The following is a 20,482-nucleotide window of genomic DNA, read 5'->3' on the forward strand; positions in this document are numbered from 1 at the left end:
ATGCGCCTAGGTGACAGGCCGGGCTGCTTTCAGCCGGGCACCGTTTCGCAGCGGCCCTGGCCTGTGGCATGGCCCCGAAAATCGCTTTGCCACTGGCGGGTCACCAGGTCAATCTGAATGCGCTCGTTGTCGACCGCCGTCATCACGCCTTGGGGAATGAGTGAAAACCCATGGGGCTGCAAGCCATCGATGTGCAAACTGCGAATGGCTTTTTTGTCCCAATCGATGCGCACCTCGCGCACCCAGGTGCTGCGCTGTGGCAAGTAGGCCACCGCACAGCTGAGCACCACCTGAGACGGCGCGGCCGCAGCGGGGCCGATGGCGGCCAAGCTCAGCGCCGCAAAGCCCACAATGTGTGTCAGACGGTTCACGGCTTCAGGCCTTGTCTTTGTTCATGCGTTGGCTTTTCCAGTACACATCGTCCCCGCCGTTCATGCGGTTGAGCACACGGGCCAGCACAAACATCAGGTCAGACAGGCGGTTGAGGTATTGACGCGGGGTTTCGTTGATGGCCTCTTCATTGCCCAAGGCCACACAAGCGCGTTCGGCGCGGCGGGCCACGGTGCGGCACACATGCGCTTGCGAGGCGCCACGCGTGCCCGCGGGCAAGATGAACTCTTCGAGCTTGGGCAGCTGGGCGTTGTATTTTTCGAGCGCCTCATCCAAGGCTGCCACGGCCTCTTCTTTGAGCAACTCAAAGCCAGGAATCGACAGCTCGCCACCCAGGTTGAAAAGCTGGTGCTGCACCTCAACCAGCACCTCGCGCACGTCAGCGGCCATGTCTTCGCAGAGCAACACGCCGATGTTGGAGTTGAGCTCGTCCACCTCGCCCATGGCGTGCACGCGCAGGCTGTTTTTAGACACGCGCTGGTTGTTGCCCAGGCCGGTGGTGCCGTTGTCGCCGGTGCGGGTAGCGATTTGTGTGAGTCGGTTGCCCATGGTATTGATCTCTTTTTTTCGCTCAAAGGTGCAGGTTTGCAGAAATGGCCCAAGAAGTGGGCCGCCGCAAAGAGGCTTGATTGTCGGCCAAGTCCCCTTGGCTTGTCTGACAAAAGACAGCAAAGCCATTGTTTGCGGCGTAAACTGCAGCCTCACATGACTGGCGGACCTGGCCCGCCACCCCTGGAGACACCCATGAACGCCCCCACCGCTGCCGCCCACCTGGCCCCTGAAGTTGCGCAACGCGCCGTGCCCGAAGCCTTTTTGACGGCGCTGAAAGCCCGCTTTGGCAACAACTGCTCCACGGCCATGATCGTGCGCGAGCAGCACGGGCGCGACGAGTCGGCCTTCACCCATGTGCCGCCCCCAGCTGCCGTGGTGTTTGCAGAAAACACCCAGGATGTGGCCGATGCGGTGAAGCTGTGCGCCGAGCACAAGGTGCCGGTGATCCCATTTGGTGTGGGCTCCTCACTCGAAGGCCATTTGCTGGCGGTGCAGGGCGGCATCAGCATCGACCTGACGCGCATGAACAAAATCTTGGCCATCAACGCCGAAGACCTGACGGTCACGGTCCAGCCGGGTGTGACGCGCAAGCAACTCAACGAAGAGATCAAATCCACCGGCTTGTTCTTCCCCATCGACCCCGGCGCGGACGCCACGATTGGGGGCATGAGCGCCACACGCGCCAGCGGCACCAACGCGGTGCGCTACGGCACCATGCGCGAGAACGTGCTGGCCATGGAAGTGGTCACCTCTTCGGGTGAAGTCATCCGCACAGGCACCCGCGCCAAAAAGTCGAGCGCCGGTTACGACCTGACGCGCCTGATGGTGGGCAGCGAAGGCACGCTGGGCGTGATCACCGAAGTCACCGTGCGCCTGTACCCTTTGCCCGAAGCCATCTCGGCCGCGATTTGCTCCTTCCCCAGCATCGAGGCGGCGGTACACACCGTGATCCAGACCATCCAACTGGGCGTGCCGATTGCCCGCGTAGAGCTGATCGACCACAACACCGTGCGCATGGTCAATGCCTATGCCAAGCTGGGCCTGCGTGAAGAGCCCATGCTGCTGATGGAATTCCACGGCTCGCCTGCGGGCGTGAAAGAACAAGCCGAGACCGTGCAAGAAATCGCCAGCGAATTTGGTGGTAATGCCTTTGAATGGGCCACCACCCCCGAGGAGCGCACGCGCCTGTGGACCGCACGGCACAACGCTTACTTTGCGGCCATCCAGAGCAAACCCGGCTGCCGCGCCATCAGCACCGACACCTGCGTGCCGATCAGTCGCCTGGCCGATTGCCTGCTCGACTCGATCACCGAAACCGATGCCAGCGGCCTGCCTTACTTTCTGGTCGGCCATGTGGGCGACGGCAACTTCCACTTCGGCTATTTGATCGATCCGAACAACCCGCAAGAGTGCGAAACCGCAGAGGCTTTAAATCAGCAACTGGTCAGCCGCGCCCTGCGCCTGGGCGGCACCTGCACGGGCGAGCACGGCATTGGCCTGCACAAGATGGACTTCTTGCGCACAGAAACCGGCGAAGGCGCGGTGGACATGATGCGCACCATCAAGCGGGCGCTGGACCCGCACAACATCATGAACCCAGGCAAGATTTTCTCGATGTGAACCTGCGCAAGGCCCGGTCACAGGCCTTGAGCACGTCAGGGCATCAGATCGCTGGTGCCTTGACCGAGCCCCACACCGATTCCATGGCCATGCCGATGGCCAGCAAGTTGGTGTCCGAGCCCAAAGGGCCGTCGATCTCCATGCCCACGGGCAAGCCGCCAGCGGTTAGACCCGCGGGGATCGACAGACTGGGAATGCCGGCATTGGTGCACGGGTCGGTATGGAAGATGCAGGTACCAAAGGTGTCGCGTGCGGTTTGTTTCGCCACACCGCCCACCGTGTAGGGAAGTTTTCCTGAACTGGAGCCCGTTGCCGCATCGATCTTGGGCGCAGCCAGGAGGGTGGTTGGGAACAACACGCACTCCACGCCTTGCGCAGCGAAATAGTCTTTGTAGAGTTTTTGCAGTTGTGCGCGGCCCCCGGTGGCGGGCACCATGGCGGCGGCATAGGCGGCAGCAAAGACATCGCCCGCAATCGCACCAAAAGCACCCACCACGTCAGGGCTGGCCAATCCGGTCTGCACTTGGGCCACGGTGGTGACAGGGGCACTGTTGGCAGTCAAATAAGCAGGAATCGCGGCAACGGGTTCGTGCAAAGCAATCGGGAAAGAGATCGCGTCGTTGAGCGCCATGATGCCGGTCAGGTCGGCATCCACAAACACCACGCCAGCATCCGCCAGTTTTTTCTTGGCAGCATCGGCCACCGTCTTAACGCTGTCGTCCAAGTCCGACCAAAAGGCGGCTGGGATACCCACTTTCAAGCCTTTGAGCGCTTTGGCTGTGGGCATTGATCCGCCCGTGATGACGGCATCGAGCAAAGCCAAATCGGCCACAGTGCGGCCCATGGGACCCACGGTGTCGCGCGTCGTGCTGATCGGCAGCGCATCGTTGGCGGTGTCAGGATAACGGCGGCCATTCCCCGCGCCTTCACCCACCGAGGGGCGAAAGCCTGCAATGCCGCAAAACGATGCGGGCACGCGGGTCGAGCCGCCAGTGTCCGTGCCCAGGCCCGCTGGCGCAAACCGCGCGGCAATGGCCACCGCCGTACCGCCCGAAGAACCGCCGGGGATGCGTGTGGTGTCGTAGGGATTTTTGCAAGGCCGGTTGGCTTCTTTGGTGATGGGGTCAATGCCCAGCGTGAAGTTGGTGGTGGTGATGCCGAAAGCCCACTCGTGCAAATTGGACTTGCCCAAAATAATGGCGCCCGCATCGACCAGCTTTTGTACGCTGGGCGCGTTGGTTTTGGGTGTGAAGTTGCGCAGCGATGAAGTCCCGCCCGTGGTCTTCATGCCTTGGGTGTTGATGTTGTCTTTGACCACAATCGGCAAGCCTGCCAAGGCGCCCATGGTTTTGCCTGCAGCGCGGTCGGCATCGACTTGTTTGGCCGCAGCCAAAGCGCCAGCTTCGTCGATGCTAATCATCGCGTTCAGCTCCGACAAGGACTTGGCCCGGTTGATCAGGTGGGTGACGTAGGCCGTGGCCGTGAGGGTACCGGCCTTGTAGGCGGCCAGCACTTGCGTGGCGGTGAGTTCCAGCTGCGCACTTTCAGACAAGGGCGAGGCGCTGTTGCTGCCACCACATGCCGTGAGGCCTGCGCCGCTCAACATGGCAGCTGCTGACACAGCGGTGGTGTTTTTGAAGAAATTCCGACGGGATGTGTTCGGGGTCATGGGGGTCTCCTTGTGTGGTTGAAACGCCTCAATGGGCGTTCATGCCATGCTAAGAAGACCTGCAGCAGCCAACCATCCTGCAAATGCAGGAAGCGCCAATGCTCATGTGCGCAATTTATGGATCAGTGTGGACCGATTGCCCACACCCACCTTGCGGAAGGTGTTTTCCAAATGGGTTCGCACGGTGGTGCTGGCGATTTGCAGTTCACGCGAGATTTCTTTGTCCGAGCGACCCAGCATGACGAGTCGCGCAATGTCCTGCTCGCGCGGCGTCAGTCGCTCGGCCAGCGTGTTGAGCTTCAGAGCTTGCACGTCATGGCCACTTTGTGCCCGGGCCAGCGCCGTCACAAAGGCCGGCTGCAGCATGTCCAGCAAGCGCAACTCATCGTCTGAAAAGTTGTCGCGCCGCCGGTCACGCCAGATGCGCATGTCCCCCAAGTTTCTGCCCTGGTGCCAAGCGTACAGGTTCACACCCCAGTAGAGCCCGTCCTTCTGAAGGAAATCGTTGAAGAACTCGGTCTTGACCAATTCCTCATGAGCCAACACATCGGTGGCGCGCACGGCCACCTGGAAGCGCTGCATGTGTGGGGTGATCGGGTCGTTGAACTGGTAATAGCGCTCATAAGACCGCAGGTTTTCCGAGTCCATGTTGATCTGAAGGGCCTTGCCAAAGCGCAGTTGTTCCGGCTGCCAGACAAAGCTGGCGTAAAACTGAGCGCCAAGCAACTGCATGACGAGGTCACCGACCAGTTCTCGGATTTCTTGCTCTTCGTGCGGCTCGGCCAAGGTCTGCATGATCTGGCCCAACAACACGGTTTGTTTTGCGCTGAGGTACATGCAGGGTCCTTGAATGTCTTCACGTTGGAGCGTTGATTAAATTTCAGCCAAGGAAAAATCCCAATCGGGTTTATCCCATCCTTCAAAACAAGGATGCTGGTCAAGCGAAGAAGGTCGTGGGCCTTCATATGACCAAAAAGCCCTGACTGCTGTCGTCACAGATCGTGCGTAAACATGCATGCAGTGGTGGGAAGCTCAATGGCGCCGTGTCCACAGCCACTGGGCCAGACCACCCACCACCACACCCCAAAAAGCCGAGCCCACCCCGGCCAGTGTCACGCCCGACAGGGTCACCAAAAAGGTCAGCACTGCGGCCTCGCGGTGCTGCTCGTCCTTGACCGCGGCTGTCAGCCCAGCCGTCATCGTGCCCAACAGGGCCAAACCAGCCACCGCCAAGACCAAGGCCCGGGGAAACGCCGCCATCAGGCTGACAATGGTGCCTGCGGCCAGGCCCAGGGCCATGTACAGCAACCCCGCAAAAACCGATGCGGTGTAACGGCGGGCCGGATCGGGGTGGGCCTCTTTGCCCATACAAATGGCCGCGGTGATCGCCGCCAAGTTCAGGGCATAGCCCCCAAAAGGCGCCAACAAGAAACTGGCCAGACCGGTCGCACCCACCACCGGGGACACCGGGGTGTTGTAACCCGATGCGCGTTGCGCGGCCACACCCGGCAAATTCTGAGACGCCATGGTCACCACAAAAAGCGGCAAGGCCACACTGACCATGGCCGCCCAACTCCAAGTGGGACTCACCCACACGGGCACACCCCAAGACCCGTCCACACTGGACAAATGCAGCTGGCCTTGTGCAGCGGCCACCCCCATGCCCACCATCAACACCACAGGCACCGACCAACGTGGCCACCAACGGCGGCCCAGCAAATAAGCCATCGTCATGGCGATCACCAACACGGGCGCATGGGCCACCGCCCCCACCGCGTCCAAGGCAAAGCGTGCCAAGACCCCCGCCAACAAGGCGCTGGCCAGGGCCATGGGAATTTTGGACATGAGGCGTTCAAACCATCCGCTGTAGCCCGCCAGCATGATCAACAAGGCACACACCATGAACGCGCCCGTGGCCTCCGGCAAGGTCACGCCCTGACTCACCGCCAAAACAGCTGCCCCCGGTGTTGACCAAGCCGTCAGCACCGGCTGCCGATACCACAGGCTCAGTCCCAAGCTGCTCAGGCCCATGCCCAAACCCAAGGCCCACATCCAGGACACCGTTTGTGCCGGGTTGGCGCCCAAAGCCTGTGCAGCCGAAAAAACAATAGCGGCCGAACTCGTGAACCCCACCAGTACCGCCACGAACCCGGCCACCAGTGATGATGCCGAGACATCACGCCAAATCGGCGTCATGCGGCGTCGCCTGTGGGCAGCAACAAGGTTTCTGCCCGGTGGCACAAAGTGGCGGGCTCAAATGGCTTGAGCATCACGCCGTTCAGGCCTGCCGATTTGAAGCACTCCAAGTCCAGCGGGTTGACGTTGGCGGTCAGGCCCAACACCGGCACTTGGTGGATGCGGTCCAACGCATCTTGGCGAATGAGTCGGGTGGCGTCGATGCCGTCCATGATCGGCATGACCATGTCCATGAAGACCAGGTCCACCGGCTGCTCTCGCAACACGTCCAAAGCCTTTTGCCCGTCGACAGCTTCCAAAACCACGCTGTGGGGCCAGGCGTTTTGCAACACCTGCTTGAGCAGCAAGCGGTTCACCGGGTGGTCATCGGCCACCAAGAAAGTCCAGGCCCGGTCGGCACTTTGCAGCGGCTGCAGGAGCTGCTCGGCCGACTTAAGGGGGGCGCTGGCCGCGGTCAAGGGCAGTTGCAGCCAAAAGCGAGAACCCTGACCGGGCTCGCTTTCAAAACCAATGGCACCCCCGAGCAATTGGGCCAGCTTCTGAGAAATGGCCAGCCCCAGACCATTGCCCCCGTACAAAGTTTGGGTGTCGTTTTCAGCCTGAGCAAAGCGTTTGAAGATCTGTTCTTGCCGCTCCTTGGCAATGCCAATCCCGGTGTCCTGCACGGAAAACTCCACCCCGGGATCGGTCCAGCGCACCTGCAAAACCACCGAACCTTGGTGCGTGAATTTGAGTGCATTGCCCAGCAAATTGACCAGCACCTGCATCAGGCGGTGGCGGTCGGTGTGCACCCAAACGGGCAAAGCGGGGTCCAGCACCAGGCGGTAATCCAGATTCATGCTTTCCACACGCGGCTTGAACAGTTCAAAAGCGTGCTGGGCGATGTGGCGCAATTCAAAGGTCTCGGGCTGGATGACCAATTGCCCCGACTGCAGTTGCGAATAGTCCAGGATGTCGTTGATCACCGTCATCAGGTGGTCGGCGGATTGGCGCGTGTGGTTGAGCACCTTGAGGGCTTCGGGTTTGCCTTGCACGCGGGCCAACAACAAGGCGTTGAAGCCCAAAATGGCGTTCATGGGGGTGCGCAGTTCGTGGCTCACCGTGGCAATGAAATGCTCGCGCATGGCCGAGGTGTGTTCAAGCTCTTCACGCCGGGCTTCCAATTCACGCTGGTGCTTGCGGCTTTCTTCCAGGGCCTGACGGTACATGTGGTCGTACATCAAGGGCACCACAATCAGCACGCAGGTCACCAGTGTGTAGGTCAACAAGGACGATGGCACATGCGCCATGCCGGTCTCAAAGGATTGGATCCAGCCCTGATGGTTCGACACGACCATCAAAAATTGCAGCAGCAGCACCGCCAACAGCCAAAAAATGCCCGCTCTGCGGCTGATCACATAAAACGGGGTCAAGGGCAAAATCAGCATCCAGGCCAACCGAGGCGAGTAGACGCCCCCGGCAGACCATGCCGCATAAAACAAAACCAACGCCCCCAGCCCAGTGGCCAGATGGGTGGCCCAGTCCAATGAAAAGCCCCGATTGACCATCACCAGCAACGCAAACAGACAGGCCGCAAAACTGGTGAAGATCACGTTCGCGTAGGAGTAGGGACTGAACACGGCATACGTCAACAAAACCGCGATCACCACCACCACAAAGAAAAACACATAGGGCATCTTGCCCTGCTGATAGCGCTTGGGCAGATGGGTCACCATGCGGGCCAACGCCGCACCGATCAAGGCCATGGGTTTCACGATCGGCCCCTTCTTGCCAAAGCAATGTGATGGCCCACCGTGCGCATCAGCATGGCCATCTCCATCGGTTTGTGCAGCACATCGTTCATGCCCGCAGCCAGGCAACGTTCGCGGTCCACCGGATTGGTGTTGGCGGTGAGCGCCAAGATCGGCATGCGGGCTGCAATGGCCGGAAATTGCTGGCGGATTTGGCGTGTGACCTGCATGCCGTCCATCTCGGGCATGACCATGTCAATGAGCGCCACATCGAACAACTGCTGATCGATCAGGCTGAGCGCTTTGGCGCCGCTGTCCACCGTGGTGATTTGCGCCCTGGGCCAGCATTTTTGCAATTGCAATTGGGCCACCATCAGGTTGACGTTGTTGTCGTCCACCACCAAGATGCTCAAGGGCTCATCGCTGAGGTTGTCGTCGATCAAGTCCTCGAGCGGATCAACGCTTTGCGCCGCCTCCAGGGGGATCTCAAACCAGAACAGTGCGCCTCGGCCTTCTTGGCTGTCCACCCCAATCTGGCCGCCATGCAGCGTCACCAGTTTTTCGCACAGCGTCAAACCCAGACCCGTGCCACCATAGGCCCGGTTGGTTTGCACATCGGCATGTTCAAAGCGCCGAAAAATGTGGGCCTGCCGTTCACGGGGAATGCCCCGTCCAGAATCTTGCACCTCAAATCGCAATCGCTCGCCTTGGGCCATCATGCGCACGGTCACCGAACCCTGGTGTGTGAACTTGATGCCGTTGTCCACCAGGTTGTTCAGGATTTGCAGCAAACGGTTGGGGTCGCCATGCACCCGGTCGGGCAATTCGGCGCTGCGCTCAAAACACAAGGCCAAGCCCTTGCTTTGGGCTTTTGTGAAGTGGCGGTGTTGCAGATCGTCTTGCAGGGTCTGCAAGGCAAAGTCCACGCGGTTCAGGCGCAACTTTCCGGCCTGCAGCTGCGAAAAATCCAGGATGTCATTCACGACCTGCAGCAAATGCTCGGTGGAGCGGCGGATGTGCCCAACCACCGCCAAGGGCTCGGGCTCCTCGGCCAACTCCCGGCGCAACACGCCGTTGAAGCCCAAAATCACATTCATGGGCGTGCGCAGCTCGTGGCCCACAGCGGCCACAAATTCGTCCTTGTGCGCCTGCGCCAGAATCAGCGCCTCATGCGTGGCCTTGAGCTCGTCGTTGCGCTGGTTGAGTTTGCGCAACTGCACTTTGTGCAGGTGCTCATAAATGCGCACCCCCATCATCAGGTTCAACAAGGCAAACACGTGGTTCAGATAAGCCCAGGTCACCACCGAAGACGACACGTCGACATGGCTGCTCACCACACCCAGCCACGTCATCAGGGTCAAGCTCCAAATGGCCAGCAGCATGATGGCGATCCAGACCAGGGTGGCCCCACGTCCCAACATCAACAAAACCGGCACCGACAGCACGTTGAGCCAAACCACGGCCGTTGAGTTGATGCCGCCCGTGTGCATGGCCGTGTACACCGTCAGCAACATGGTCAGCCCCGTCACGGCGTGCACCAGGTGGCTGAAAATGGCCCGGATGCGGACCACGGCAAAAAGACACACCGCCAACACCGACACCACCAAATTGGCCTGTGACACCGCCTGCATCGGCGTGAACAGATAACCCAAGAAGGTCGTGACGCTCACCAAGATCAAATAGATCGTGAGCATTTCCTGGCGCAAAAAGCCATCCGGGCGAAACAGGCTTCGCCACATGGCTCGGGACAGTTTTTGCGCGAGGTGCGGCACCGTTTTACCCGCGCAATTTGTCAATCAGGCCGTTGAGTTCGTCGAGCGAGCCAAACTGGATCGACAACTCCCCCATCTCTTCCATCTTGCCCAAACGCTTGACGCGCTTTTTCACACGCACTTCGACCTCGGCCATCAGCAGGTCCGACAGCTCTTCTTCCACCCGGCGGATGTCGCGGGACTTTTCCTTTTTGGGCTTTTGGGTGACCAGGTTGAACTCGGCCCCCAGCTTTTTGGCCAGACTCTCGGCCTCGCGCACCGACAGCTTCTTGGCCGCAATTTGGTTGGCGGCGGTGATTTGGGCCGCCCTGTCCAAGGACAGCAAAGCGCGTGCGTGGCCCATGTCGAGGTCTCCCGCCATCAGCATGGACTGCACCGGGTCGGCCAGGTTCAGCAAACGCAGCAGGTTGCTGGCCGCGCTGCGCGAGCGGCCAACGGCTTGGGCCGCCGTTTCGTGAGTGAGCCCAAACTCTTTGATCAAGCGTTGCAGGCCTTGGGCTTCTTCCAGCGGGTTGAGGTCTTCGCGCTGGATGTTCTCAATGAGGGCCATGGCGGCTGCCGCCTCGTTGGGCACATCACGCACCAAAACAGGGACGGCGTCCAGGCCCGCCAGGCGCGAGGCACGAAACCGCCGCTCGCCCGCAATGATCTCGTATTTCCCTGCATTGGGGCCGTCGTGCAACTGCCGCACCAAAATCGGCTGCATGATGCCCTGCGCTTTGATGGACTCGGCCAGTTCGTACAAAGCGCCCTCGTCCATGCGCGTGCGCGGCTGGTACATGCCCGCAACCATCTGGTCAAGCTTGAGCTGGCTGGGCAAGCCGCTTTCGGCATAAGAAGCCGTGTCGGGCGCCTCTTCCACTTTGGGGCCCAACAAGGCCTCCAGTCCGCGGCCCAGGCCTTTGGGTTTTTTGGTGACCATGTTCAATCCTTCAAAAGAGTGTGCAAAAGCGCGTGGCCGCCCGGCCAATCGCCCAGCGATGAATCGGCGTTGATGTGCCCGGCCGCGCCCAAGCTGTGCCAGCGGGCAGACCAGTCGCGGGCCAGTTGCTGCGCACGCTCGGCGCTGCAATACGGGTCGTTGTCACTGCCCACCACCATGCTGCGAAAAGGCAGCGGCTGTTGTTCAATGGGCAACCAGCCCGGCAACATTTCTTGCATGGCGGGCGCTTCCACGTCGCCCGGTGCCACCAACAAGGCCGCCCGCACCTTGGCGGTGTGCCGCGAAAAGGCAGCCCAAGCAGAAACCAAAATGCAGCCCAAGCTGTGTGCCACCAGCACCACAGGCCCCGGGGCGTCAATGACCACCTCGTCCAAACGCGCCAGCCAGTCGCCCCGGCGTGGCCGCATCCAGTCGTTTTGCTCCACCACACTGAAACCGTGCACCTTGGCCCAGCGCATTTGCCAGTGATCGGGGCCACTGCCTTGCCAGCCGGGCAAGAGCAGCACCGTCAGGTCTTGGTCCACGGCCGTGTCCCTACCGCGCCCATCAGACTGGACTGCGCTGGAGGGATCGGTCGTGAGCGTGTTGTTCAGGTTCAAAGCGTGGGGGCCCGTTTGATCATTTCGGCCGCGAAGTCGACATACGCTTGGCTGCCCTTGGCGTGCGGGTCAAACACCACGCCGGGCAAGCCATAACTGGGCGCTTCGGCCAGGCGCACATTGCGCGGGATCACGGTGTCGAACACCTTGTCGCCAAAGTGCGACTTGAGTTGTTCACTGACCTGCATCTGCAGCGTGATGCGGGGGTCGAACATGACGCGCAGCAAACCAATGATTTTCAGGTCTTTGTTCAGGTTGGCATGCACCTGCTTGATGGTGTTGACCAGGTCGGTCAGGCCTTCGAGCGCAAAGTACTCACACTGCATGGGCACGATCACGCCATGGGCCGAACACAGGCCATTCAAGGTCAACATGGACAAGGACGGCGGGCAATCGATGAGCACAAAATCGTAGTCGGCATCGACCGCTGCCAGCGCATTTTTGAGGCGCTGGTCACGGTGCTCGAGTTGCACCAACTCCACCTCGGCACCGGCGAGTTCGCGGTTGGCGCTCAGCACCCGGTAGCCACACTTTTCGGCCAGCACCGCCGCCTCGTTCACGGTGGCCGACTCCAGCAAGACGTCGTACACGCTCAGCTCCAGCTGGCGTTTGTCGATGCCCGAGCCCATGGTGGCGTTGCCCTGCGGGTCCAGATCGACCAACAACACACGCTGGCCCAGTTTGGCCAAACCCGCGGCCAGGTTCACCGTGGTGGTGGTTTTGCCCACCCCACCCTTTTGGTTGGCAACGCAGAAAATTTTGGCCATGTCGTGCTCCCGCTTTTATTTGGAAATGGCCAGTTTGATGCCAAAGCCCACAAGAAAAATACCCGCCACCTTTTCAAGCACCCGCCCCACCTTGGGGTTGGCCCGCATGCGCTCGGCCAAGTGGTGCGTCAACAAGGTCATGCCCAAACCGTACAAAAAGGTCAAAGCGGCGATGGTGGCCGCCATGACCGCAAAGCTGATCAAACCCAGATGGGTTTGCGGATCAACGAACAGCGGAAAAAATGCCATGTAGAAAACAATCGCCTTGGGGTTGAGCAAAGTGATGGCCAAGGCCTGCTGAAAATACTGACGGGGCCGAATATTCAAAACGGGCGCATCGCCGGGTTTGGCCACCAACATTTTCCAACCCAACCAGGCCAAGTACACCGCACCCAGCCATTGGATGGCCACAAAGGCCGCCGGGTACGTGGTCAACACCGCCGCCACACCCGCCACGGCCAGCCACATCAGCATCTGATCACCCGCAATCACCCCCAATGTGGCCATGAGCCCGCCAGCCATGCCGCCCTTGCTGGTGGACGTGATGAGGGCCAGGTTACCCGGCCCGGGAATGGCCAGAAACACCACAATGGCGGCTACAAATGCACCGTAATCCGAAATGCCGAAAAACATGAAAGAGGCTCTTTACCAATAAGTGAGACGGTCCGGGGCGCCTTATTTGGCCACCACCATCCTGAGTCCAAAACCAATCAAGCACACACCTGCCAACTTTTGCAACCATGACGTCCACTTGGGATTTGCACGGATGCGCTCGGCCATGTGGTGGGTGACCCAAACTACGCCAAAACAGTACGCAAAACCCAGTACAACAATTGTCCCCGCCATCACCCCAAAAGTCACCCACCCTTGGTGATGGACCGGATCAATGAACTGCGGAAAAAACGCCAGATAAAACATGATCGCCTTGGGGTTGAGCAAGGTGATGAGCAATGTTTCCCGAAAATAATACCCGGGCGTGATTTGTAAACCAGGGCCCTGCCCGGGTTTGGACAACAGCATCTTGCCACCCAGCCAAACCAGATAAGCCGCTCCCGCCCACTGCAGAGTGATGAACAAAGGTGGATTGGATTTGAGCACCGCATCCACACCGGCCACCGTGAGCCACAACAAAATCTGATCGCCCAAAAGCAAGCCCAAAACCGAGGCCAATCCGCCCGCCATTCCCCCTTTGCTGGCCGAGCTGATCAGGGCCAAGTTACCGGGGCCGGGCAAGAACAAAAGGAGGACAAAGGCCGCAGCGAATGCGCCGTAATCCGAGATACCAAACATGAATGCACTTTCAGGGGGATGCGGTGAGTGTACGTGATGCTTTCCCGCGGCCTGAACATTGGATGTGTTCCACGTGAAACACCAACTGACTCAGTCTGTTTTGGCCTTCATCCAAACCATGCAGCGCTCCACGTCCAGGCCCGGCACCGCCAATGGTTCCACGTGAAACACCTTCACGTCGGCAGGCAATGCGTCGATTTCTCCCTGAGGGTGTTTGCCCTTCATGGCCATCCACACCCCACCCTCGGCCAGTGCCGAACGGGACCAGGTCACAAAGTCAGGCAAAGAAGCAAAGGCGCGGGAACAAATGACCTGGTACGGATCGGTCAGGGACTCGACCCGCGCATGCAAACCCCGCAAGTTGGGCAACTTCAGGCTCACAGCCACCTGCTGAACAAAGGCGGCCTTCTTGGCTACCGTGTCCACGCAGCTCACATTCAACTCGGGCATACAAATAGCCAAGACCACCCCAGGCAAACCGCCGCCTGAGCCCACATCCAACACCTGGATGGGCTGGCCCTGGGTGTGTCGGCGCAAGGGGGCGATGGCGGTCAGGCTGTCCAACAGGTGGTGCGTGAGCATGTCCGCCGGATCGCGCAGCGCCGTCAGGTTGTAGACCTTGTTCCATTTCTGGATCAGCGCCGCATAGTCCAACAAGTGCTGGATTTGCGCATCCGTCAAAACCAAGCCCAAGGCTTGTGCACCCGAGCGCAGGCCCGCCTCCAAATTCACGCTCATGCCTGCACGCCTTCCTCAGCAGCTTGCATGAAACCTTTGAAGCCACCCTTCTTCAGGTGAATCAAGAGCAAGGACACGCTGGCGGGCGTGATGCCCGAAATGCGAGAAGCCTGACCCAGGGTTTCGGGGCGGTGCTTGGCCAGCTTTTGGCGTGCCTCGATCGACAAGGCCGACACCTGCATGTAATCCAGACTCTCGGGCAGGCGCAGATGCTCATAAAACGCGGCACGCTCCACCTCCCCTTTTTGGCGGTCGATGTAGCCGGAATACTTGGCCGCAATCTCAACCTGCTCAATCACCGAAGGGCTTAAGTCGCCCAACGTTTCACGTGAAACATCAGTGCTGGCCATGCGCCCGCCGTCCAGCGTCATCAAAGCGGGATAGTTCACATTGGGTCTGCGCAACAAATCGAACAGGTTGTGCTCGTGCTCAATGGCTTTGCCCAACACACGCTCGGACTCTGCCGCTGGCAGGTTGCGCGGGTTCACCCAGGTGGATTTGAGGCGTTCTGTTTCACGTGAAACAGCATCGCGTTTGCGGCTGAACACGTCCCAACGGGCGTCGTCCACCAAACCCATTTGGCGACCTACTTCGGTGAGGCGGGCATCGGCATTGTCTTCGCGCAGCTGCAACCGGAACTCCGCTCGGCTGGTGAACATGCGGTAGGGCTCGGTCACGCCCTGGGTCACCAAGTCGTCCACCAGCACGCCCAAATAGGCCTGATCGCGTGCAGGCGTCCAGGCTGCTTCGCCTCGGCATTGCAGCGCGGCGTTGATGCCCGCAAACAAACCCTGGGCCGCTGCCTCTTCGTAACCGGTGGTGCCGTTGATCTGCCCAGCAAAGAACAGGCCGTTGATCTGACGCGTCTCAAAGCTGTTCTTCAGCGAACGGGGGTCAAAGTAGTCGTATTCGATGGCGTAGCCTGGCCTGAGGATATGGCAGTTTTCCAGCCCCTTCATCGAGCGCACCAGGTCGTACTGAATGTCAAACGGCAAGCTGGTCGAGATGCCGTTGGGGTAATACTCGTGGGTGGTCAGGCCTTCGGGTTCCAGAAAAATCTGGTGGCTGTCCTTATCGGCAAAGCGGTTGATCTTGTCTTCGACGCTCGGGCAATAGCGCGGGCCCACGCCCTCGATCTTGCCGGTGAACATGGGGCTGCGGTCAAAGCCGGAGCGGATGATGTCGTGGGTGCGCTCGTTGGTGTGAGTGATCCAGCACGGCACTTGCTGCGGGTGCATATCTGCGTTGCCCATGAAGCTGAACACTGGCACCCCACCCTCGGGGTTCATGCCGCCGGGCACGCCATCGCCGGGTTGTTCCAAGCACTTGGAAAAATCAATGGTGCGGCCGTCCAGGCGTGGCGGTGTGCCGGTCTTCAAGCGGCCTTGCGGCAACTTGAGTTCTTTCAGACGCGCCGACAGGCTGACGGCTGGCGGATCACCTGCCCTGCCCGCCGCATAGTTTTGCAAACCCACATGGATCTTGCCGTCCAGGAATGTGCCGGCCGTCAGCACCACGGTGCGCGAACGGAAACGAATGCCCACTTGTGTGACCGCCCCCACCACCCGGTCGCCCTCCACCATCAGATCGTCCACGGCTTGCTGGAACAGCCACAGGTTGGGCTGGTTCTCCAGCATCCGGCGGATAGCGGCTTTGTACAAAATGCGGTCGGCCTGGGCGCGGGTCGCTCGCACGGCCGGACCTTTGGAGCTGTTCAAGATGCGGAACTGGATGCCGCCCTCGTCGGTGGCCAGCGCCATGGCACCACCCAAAGCATCGACTTCTTTGACCAAGTGGCCCTTGCCAATGCCGCCAATGCTGGGGTTGCAGCTCATCTGCCCCAGCGTCTCGATGTTGTGGCTGAGCAAAAGCGTTTTACAACCCATGCGGGCTGACGCGAGCGCCGCTTCGGTACCGGCATGGCCACCACCGACCACGATCACATCGAATTCTTGAGGGTAAAGCATGAAAAATCCGCCTTGTGTGAAGGCCAAAAATGGGCACCGCCTGCGCCGTGGGCCGCCCTGCCACGGGGTCGGCTGAAGCTGCTTATTTTACAGGCAGGGGTAGCGCTTGCCCATGGCCTCAAGACTTGAGAGGCAAGGCCCCTGCCGCTTTGACTTCGCCCAATGAAAAACTGGTGTGCAAGTCTTTCACATTGGGCAAGTTGATCAGCACATCGCGGGCAAACTGGCTGAAGGTGTTCAGGTCTTTGCTGACCACCTGCAGCTCAAAGGTGCCGGTGCCGCTGATGTAGTGGCAAGACACCACCTCGGGGATTTTGAGGATCGCCTCTTCCAGTTGGCGCGTGATGTCACCTCGGTTGCGCTCTGCATCCAGCCGCACAAAAGCCAGTACATCCAGGCCGACCTTTTGGCGGTTGATTTCGGCCCGGTAACCTTGGATGACGCCCGACTCCTCCAGCGCCCGCACGCGTCGCCAGCAAGGTGCGGCCGACAAGCCCACGCGCTGTGCCAATTCGGCATTGGTCAGGCGACCGTCTTTTTGCAATTCATTCAATATCGCCCAATCAAATTTGTCCAACGTTTCCATAAATCACCTGTTTGAGCAAGATTCTTTCAAATCATAGGGCAAATCCTGTCGCCGAAAGCAAGCACTTGTCCCGAGCAGCGTCCTACACTGTGCATTCCATTTCAGAAGCAGGACAGACCATGAACGCCCCCTTGCCCGAATCGATCCGCCAGGCTTTAGAGACGGTAACGCTGGACGACAAATACAGCCTCGATATGGGCCGCGCTTTCATGAGCGGCGTGCAGGCGCTGGTCAAACTGCCCATGCTGCAACGCCAACGTGACGCCTTGCAGGGCAAAAACACCGCAGGCTTCATCAGCGGTTACCGGGGCTCGCCCTTGGGCAGCTACGACCAGTCACTGTGGAAAGCCAAGGACCACCTCAAGGCCCAGCACATCGTGTTCCAGCCCGGCGTCAACGAAGAGCTGGCCGCCACCGCTTTATGGGGCACACAGCAACTGGGCTTTGCACCGCCCGGCACCAACAAATTCGACGGTGTCTTCGGCATCTGGTACGGCAAAGGCCCCGGCGTGGACCGCTGCTCGGACGTGTTCAAGCACGCCAACATGGCGGGCACCACCCCTTGGGGCGGCGTGCTGGCGGTGGCGGGCGACGACCATGTGGCCAAAAGCTCCACCGCAGCGCACCAGAGCGACCACATCTTCAAGGCCTGCGGCTTGCCCGTTTTCTTCCCGGCCAGCGTGCAAGACATTCTGGACCAAGGCTTGCACGCCCTGGCCCTGAGCCGCTTTGCAGGCATCTGGTCCGGCATGAAGACGATCCAAGAAATCGTCGAGTCCAGTGCCACCGCGCAGATCGACCCCGAGCGCGTGCAGATCGTGTTACCCGAGTTTGTGATGCCGCCCGGCGGCGTGCACATCCGCTGGCCCGACACCGCGCTGGAACAAGAAGCGCGTTTGTTTGATTACAAATGGTACGCGGCTCTCGCCTACATCCGCGCCAACAAGCTCAACCACAACGTCATCCAGGGACCGAATGACCGCTTTGGCCTGATCGCCAGCGGCAAAGCCTACAACGACACGCGCCAGGCCCTGCTGGATCTGGGGCTGGACGACGCCACCTGCCAACGCTTGGGCATTCGGTTGCACAAGGTGGGTGTGGTCTGGCCACTCGAGGCACAAACCACCCGCGAATTTGCTACCGGGCTGCGCGAGATTTTGGTGGTCGAAGAAAAACGCCAGGTCATCGAATACCAACTCAAAGAAGAACTCTACAACTGGCGCGACGATGTGCGTCCCACCATCGTGGGCAAATTCGACGAGACCGAGGGCGATACAGCGGGTGGAGAATGGTCAACGCCCAATCCAACTCAACGCACCTTGCTGCGGGCCAATGCCGACCTCACCCCTACCTTGATTGCAAGGGCCATTGCCAAACGCCTGAAAAAGCTGGGCGTTGATGCCGACACAACTGCCCGAATCGACGCCCACCTGGCCGTGCTGGACGCCAAAGAAAAATCCTTGCAAACCCTGACCCTGGGTGCGGCTGCCGAGCGCACGCCTTGGTTCTGCTCCGGCTGCCCACACAACACCTCCACCAAGGTGCCCGAAGGCTCACGCGCCATGGCGGGCATTGGCTGCCACTTCATGAGCCTCTGGATGGACCGCAGCACCACGGGCTTCACCCAAATGGGTGGCGAAGGCGTGCCATGGACGGGGCAACAACCCTTCTGCACCGACCAGCACATTTTTGCCAACATCGGTGACGGCACTTATTTCCACAGTGGCATCTTGGCCGTGCGCCAAAGCGTGGCCTCGGGTGTGAACATCACCTACAAGATTTTGTACAACGATGCGGTGGCCATGACCGGCGGCCAGCCCGTGGGTGAGCGGTCTGAAGGCCACAGCGTGGTGCAAATCGCCATGAGCATGAAGGCCGAAGGCGCTCAGCGCATTGTGGTCGTGACCGACGAGCCAGAAAAATACGAAGGCGTAGCTTTGGTGGATGGCGTGCGTGTGTTCCACCGCGACGAACTCGATCGCATCCAACGCGAAATGCGCGAAATCAAAGGCACCACCGTCATCATTTACGACCAAACCTGCGCCACCGAAAAACGCCGCCGCCGCAAGCGCGGCACCATGGTCGACCCGGCCGTTCGCGTGATGATCAACGAAGAAGTGTGCGAAGGCTGTGGCGACTGTGGTGTGCAGTCCAACTGCTTGTCGGTTGAACCGCTCGAAACCCCTTTGGGCCGCAAGCGCACCATCAACCAAAGCACCTGTAACAAGGACACCAGCTGCCTCAAAGGCTTTTGCCCCAGCTTTGTCACTGTGGAAGGTGGCACGTTCAAAAAGAAAGCCACAGCCTCTACCACCAGCATCAACCCAGCCAGCCTGGGCACATTGCCAGAACCTGCCCTGCCCACCATCCACGAGCCTTGGGGGATGGTGGTGGCCGGTGTGGGCGGCACAGGTGTCATCACCATCGGTCAGGTGTTAGGCATGGCGGCGCACATGGAAGGCAAAGGCATCGTCACGCAAGACTCAGCAGGCCTGGCACAAAAAGGTGGCGCCACCTGGAGCCACATCTTGCTGGCCAACCACCAAGACGAAATCCGAACCACCCGTGTGAGCATGGCCGCTGCCGACTTGATCATCGGTTGTGACCCGATCGTCAGCGCGTCCAAAGAAACCACTTTGCGCATGCGTGCAGGCCGCACCCATGTGGCCTTGAACAGCAACAGCACCCCCACTGCCGCCTTTGTAAAAAACAGCAACTGGCAAAACCCGGCCGAGCAATGCGTGGCCGAAATCACCGCACAAGTCGGCGTGGAAGGTGTGGGCGCATTTGACGCCGATGCTTTGGCCAAACAACTCATGGGCGACACGATTTATGTGAACCCGATGATCCTCGGCTACGCTTGGCAAAAAGGTTGGGTGCCTCTGCACCGCGAATCTTTGGTGCGTGCCATCGAACTCAACGATGTACAGGTCAAAAACAACCTCGCCGCTTTTGAGTGGGGTCGTTACGCAGCCCACCAGCTCGACGCCTTGATGAAAGCCATTCAGCCTTCACAAGTCATCCAGTTCAAAAAACGCGAGTCGCTGGAAGACTTGATCACCGACCGCATGACGCGTCTAACCGACTACCAAGACCAAGCGTATGCCCTGCTCTACCAAGGCATCGTCGATAAAGTTCGGGCCACAGAAGCGCCATTGGGCAAAACACTGTTAAGCGAAACCGTGGCTAGACAGCTGTATCGTTTGATGGCCTACAAGGACGAATACGAAGTAGCCCGTTTGCACACCCAAACGGGTTTTATGGAGCGCATTCAAAACAGTTTTGAAGGTGACTTCAAAGTCCATTACCACCTGGCCCCGCCAATTTGGTCTAAGCGCAACAGCCAAGGCGAATTGGTCAAGAAAAAGTTCGGCCCCATCATGCTGACGGGCTTCAAAGTCTTGGCCAAACTCAAAGGTCTGCGCGGCACCAAATTGGACTACTTTGGCAAAACCGAAGAGCGCCAAACCGAACGCGCACTGATCCGCGAGTACATGCAACACATTGACCGTGTGCTGGGCTCATTGAGTTCAGAAACCCATGCGCATGCCGTAGCTGTAGCCCAGGTGCCTGAAAACATCAAGGGCTACGGTCACGTCAAAGAACGCAACATCCGGGCCGCACGTTCTTTGTGGGCCTCACTGAGCGCTGCCTAAAAAACAA

17 protein-coding genes are annotated in these 20,482 nt (G+C 59.8%); 2 read left to right on the forward strand and 15 right to left on the reverse strand.

Going from position 1 to position 20,482, the window contains the following annotated elements; genetic code table 11:
- Window positions 1–29 precede the first annotated feature (29 nt).
- Together L63ED372_RS14835 and L63ED372_RS14840 are read right to left on the reverse strand one after the other, a co-directional pair.
- A complete protein-coding gene (locus L63ED372_RS14835; RefSeq protein ID WP_062407047.1) occupies window positions 30–371 on the reverse strand; it encodes a hypothetical protein in 342 nt (113 codons plus the stop codon).
- Window positions 372–375: 4 nt separating this feature from the next.
- The gene (locus L63ED372_RS14840; protein ID WP_062407051.1) at window positions 376–939 is read right to left on the reverse strand and encodes a cob(I)yrinic acid a,c-diamide adenosyltransferase; all 564 of its coding nucleotides are present in this window, start codon (window positions 937–939) and stop codon (window positions 376–378) included.
- A 195-nt stretch (window positions 940–1,134) separates the two neighbouring features.
- On the opposite strand from L63ED372_RS14840, the gene L63ED372_RS14845 reads away from it, so the two are divergent.
- Window positions 1,135–2,562 carry an FAD-binding oxidoreductase gene (locus L63ED372_RS14845; protein ID WP_062408206.1) on the forward strand — a complete coding sequence of 476 codons (1,428 nt, stop codon included), beginning with the start codon at window positions 1,135–1,137 and terminating at the stop codon, window positions 2,560–2,562.
- A gap of 43 nt (window positions 2,563–2,605) precedes the next feature.
- Here the strand turns inward: L63ED372_RS14845 and iaaH are convergent, their stop codons facing one another.
- The 13 genes from iaaH to L63ED372_RS14910 form a co-directional block, all read right to left on the reverse strand.
- On the reverse strand, window positions 2,606–4,168 hold the full coding sequence (gene iaaH / locus L63ED372_RS14850) for an indoleacetamide hydrolase (RefSeq protein WP_231624623.1): 1,563 nt from the start codon (window positions 4,166–4,168) through the stop codon (window positions 2,606–2,608).
- Window positions 4,169–4,333: 165 nt separating this feature from the next.
- Window positions 4,334–5,068, reverse strand: coding sequence for a helix-turn-helix transcriptional regulator (locus tag L63ED372_RS14855; RefSeq protein ID WP_062407052.1), 735 nt, complete (start codon window positions 5,066–5,068; stop codon window positions 4,334–4,336).
- 195 nt (window positions 5,069–5,263) lie between these two features.
- Window positions 5,264–6,427, reverse strand: a complete 1,164-nt coding sequence (locus L63ED372_RS14860) for a benzoate/H(+) symporter BenE family transporter (protein WP_062407054.1) — start codon at window positions 6,425–6,427, stop codon at window positions 5,264–5,266.
- Window positions 6,424–8,172: an ATP-binding protein gene (locus L63ED372_RS14865; protein WP_062407056.1), complete on the reverse strand. Its 1,749-nt coding sequence runs from the start codon at window positions 8,170–8,172 to the stop codon at window positions 6,424–6,426. The genes L63ED372_RS14860 and L63ED372_RS14865 overlap by 4 nt, the downstream gene beginning before the upstream one ends.
- Before the next feature lie 5 nt (window positions 8,173–8,177).
- The gene (locus L63ED372_RS14870) at window positions 8,178–9,896 is read right to left on the reverse strand and encodes a hybrid sensor histidine kinase/response regulator (RefSeq protein ID WP_156343642.1); all 1,719 of its coding nucleotides are present in this window, start codon (window positions 9,894–9,896) and stop codon (window positions 8,178–8,180) included.
- A gap of 37 nt (window positions 9,897–9,933) precedes the next feature.
- Window positions 9,934–10,851 (reverse strand): ParB/RepB/Spo0J family partition protein, encoded by a 918-nt coding sequence (locus tag L63ED372_RS14875; protein ID WP_062407060.1) that lies wholly within the window; start codon window positions 10,849–10,851, stop codon window positions 9,934–9,936.
- 2 nt (window positions 10,852–10,853) lie between these two features.
- Window positions 10,854–11,330, reverse strand: coding sequence for an RBBP9/YdeN family alpha/beta hydrolase (locus tag L63ED372_RS14880; RefSeq protein ID WP_231624624.1), 477 nt, complete (start codon window positions 11,328–11,330; stop codon window positions 10,854–10,856).
- A 137-nt stretch (window positions 11,331–11,467) separates the two neighbouring features.
- Window positions 11,468–12,238 (reverse strand): ParA family protein, encoded by a 771-nt coding sequence (locus tag L63ED372_RS14885; protein ID WP_062407062.1) that lies wholly within the window; start codon window positions 12,236–12,238, stop codon window positions 11,468–11,470.
- Between the two features lie 15 nt (window positions 12,239–12,253).
- On the reverse strand, window positions 12,254–12,871 hold the full coding sequence (locus L63ED372_RS14890; protein ID WP_062407064.1) for a LysE family translocator: 618 nt from the start codon (window positions 12,869–12,871) through the stop codon (window positions 12,254–12,256).
- Between the two features lie 42 nt (window positions 12,872–12,913).
- Window positions 12,914–13,528, reverse strand: coding sequence for a LysE family transporter (locus L63ED372_RS14895; protein ID WP_062407066.1), 615 nt, complete (start codon window positions 13,526–13,528; stop codon window positions 12,914–12,916).
- Between the two features lie 90 nt (window positions 13,529–13,618).
- Window positions 13,619–14,266, reverse strand: a complete 648-nt coding sequence (rsmG, locus tag L63ED372_RS14900; protein WP_062407069.1) for a 16S rRNA (guanine(527)-N(7))-methyltransferase RsmG — start codon at window positions 14,264–14,266, stop codon at window positions 13,619–13,621.
- Window positions 14,263–16,233 (reverse strand): tRNA uridine-5-carboxymethylaminomethyl(34) synthesis enzyme MnmG, encoded by a 1,971-nt coding sequence (gene mnmG / locus L63ED372_RS14905; RefSeq protein ID WP_062407070.1) that lies wholly within the window; start codon window positions 16,231–16,233, stop codon window positions 14,263–14,265. Before mnmG ends, rsmG begins: the two co-directional genes overlap by 4 nt.
- Window positions 16,234–16,351: 118 nt before the next feature.
- Window positions 16,352–16,819 (reverse strand): Lrp/AsnC family transcriptional regulator, encoded by a 468-nt coding sequence (locus tag L63ED372_RS14910; RefSeq protein ID WP_062407072.1) that lies wholly within the window; start codon window positions 16,817–16,819, stop codon window positions 16,352–16,354.
- Window positions 16,820–16,938: 119 nt separating this feature from the next.
- Here L63ED372_RS14910 and L63ED372_RS14915 point away from each other — a divergent pair, with 119 nt between their 5' ends.
- Window positions 16,939–20,475, forward strand: coding sequence for an indolepyruvate ferredoxin oxidoreductase family protein (locus L63ED372_RS14915; RefSeq protein ID WP_062407074.1), 3,537 nt, complete (start codon window positions 16,939–16,941; stop codon window positions 20,473–20,475).
- Window positions 20,476–20,482: the final 7 nt, after the last annotated feature.

The sequence above is a fragment of the Limnohabitans sp. 63ED37-2 genome (genome assembly GCF_001412535.1).
In the GTDB taxonomy this organism is placed as follows: Bacteria; Pseudomonadota; Gammaproteobacteria; order Burkholderiales; family Burkholderiaceae_C; genus Limnohabitans_A.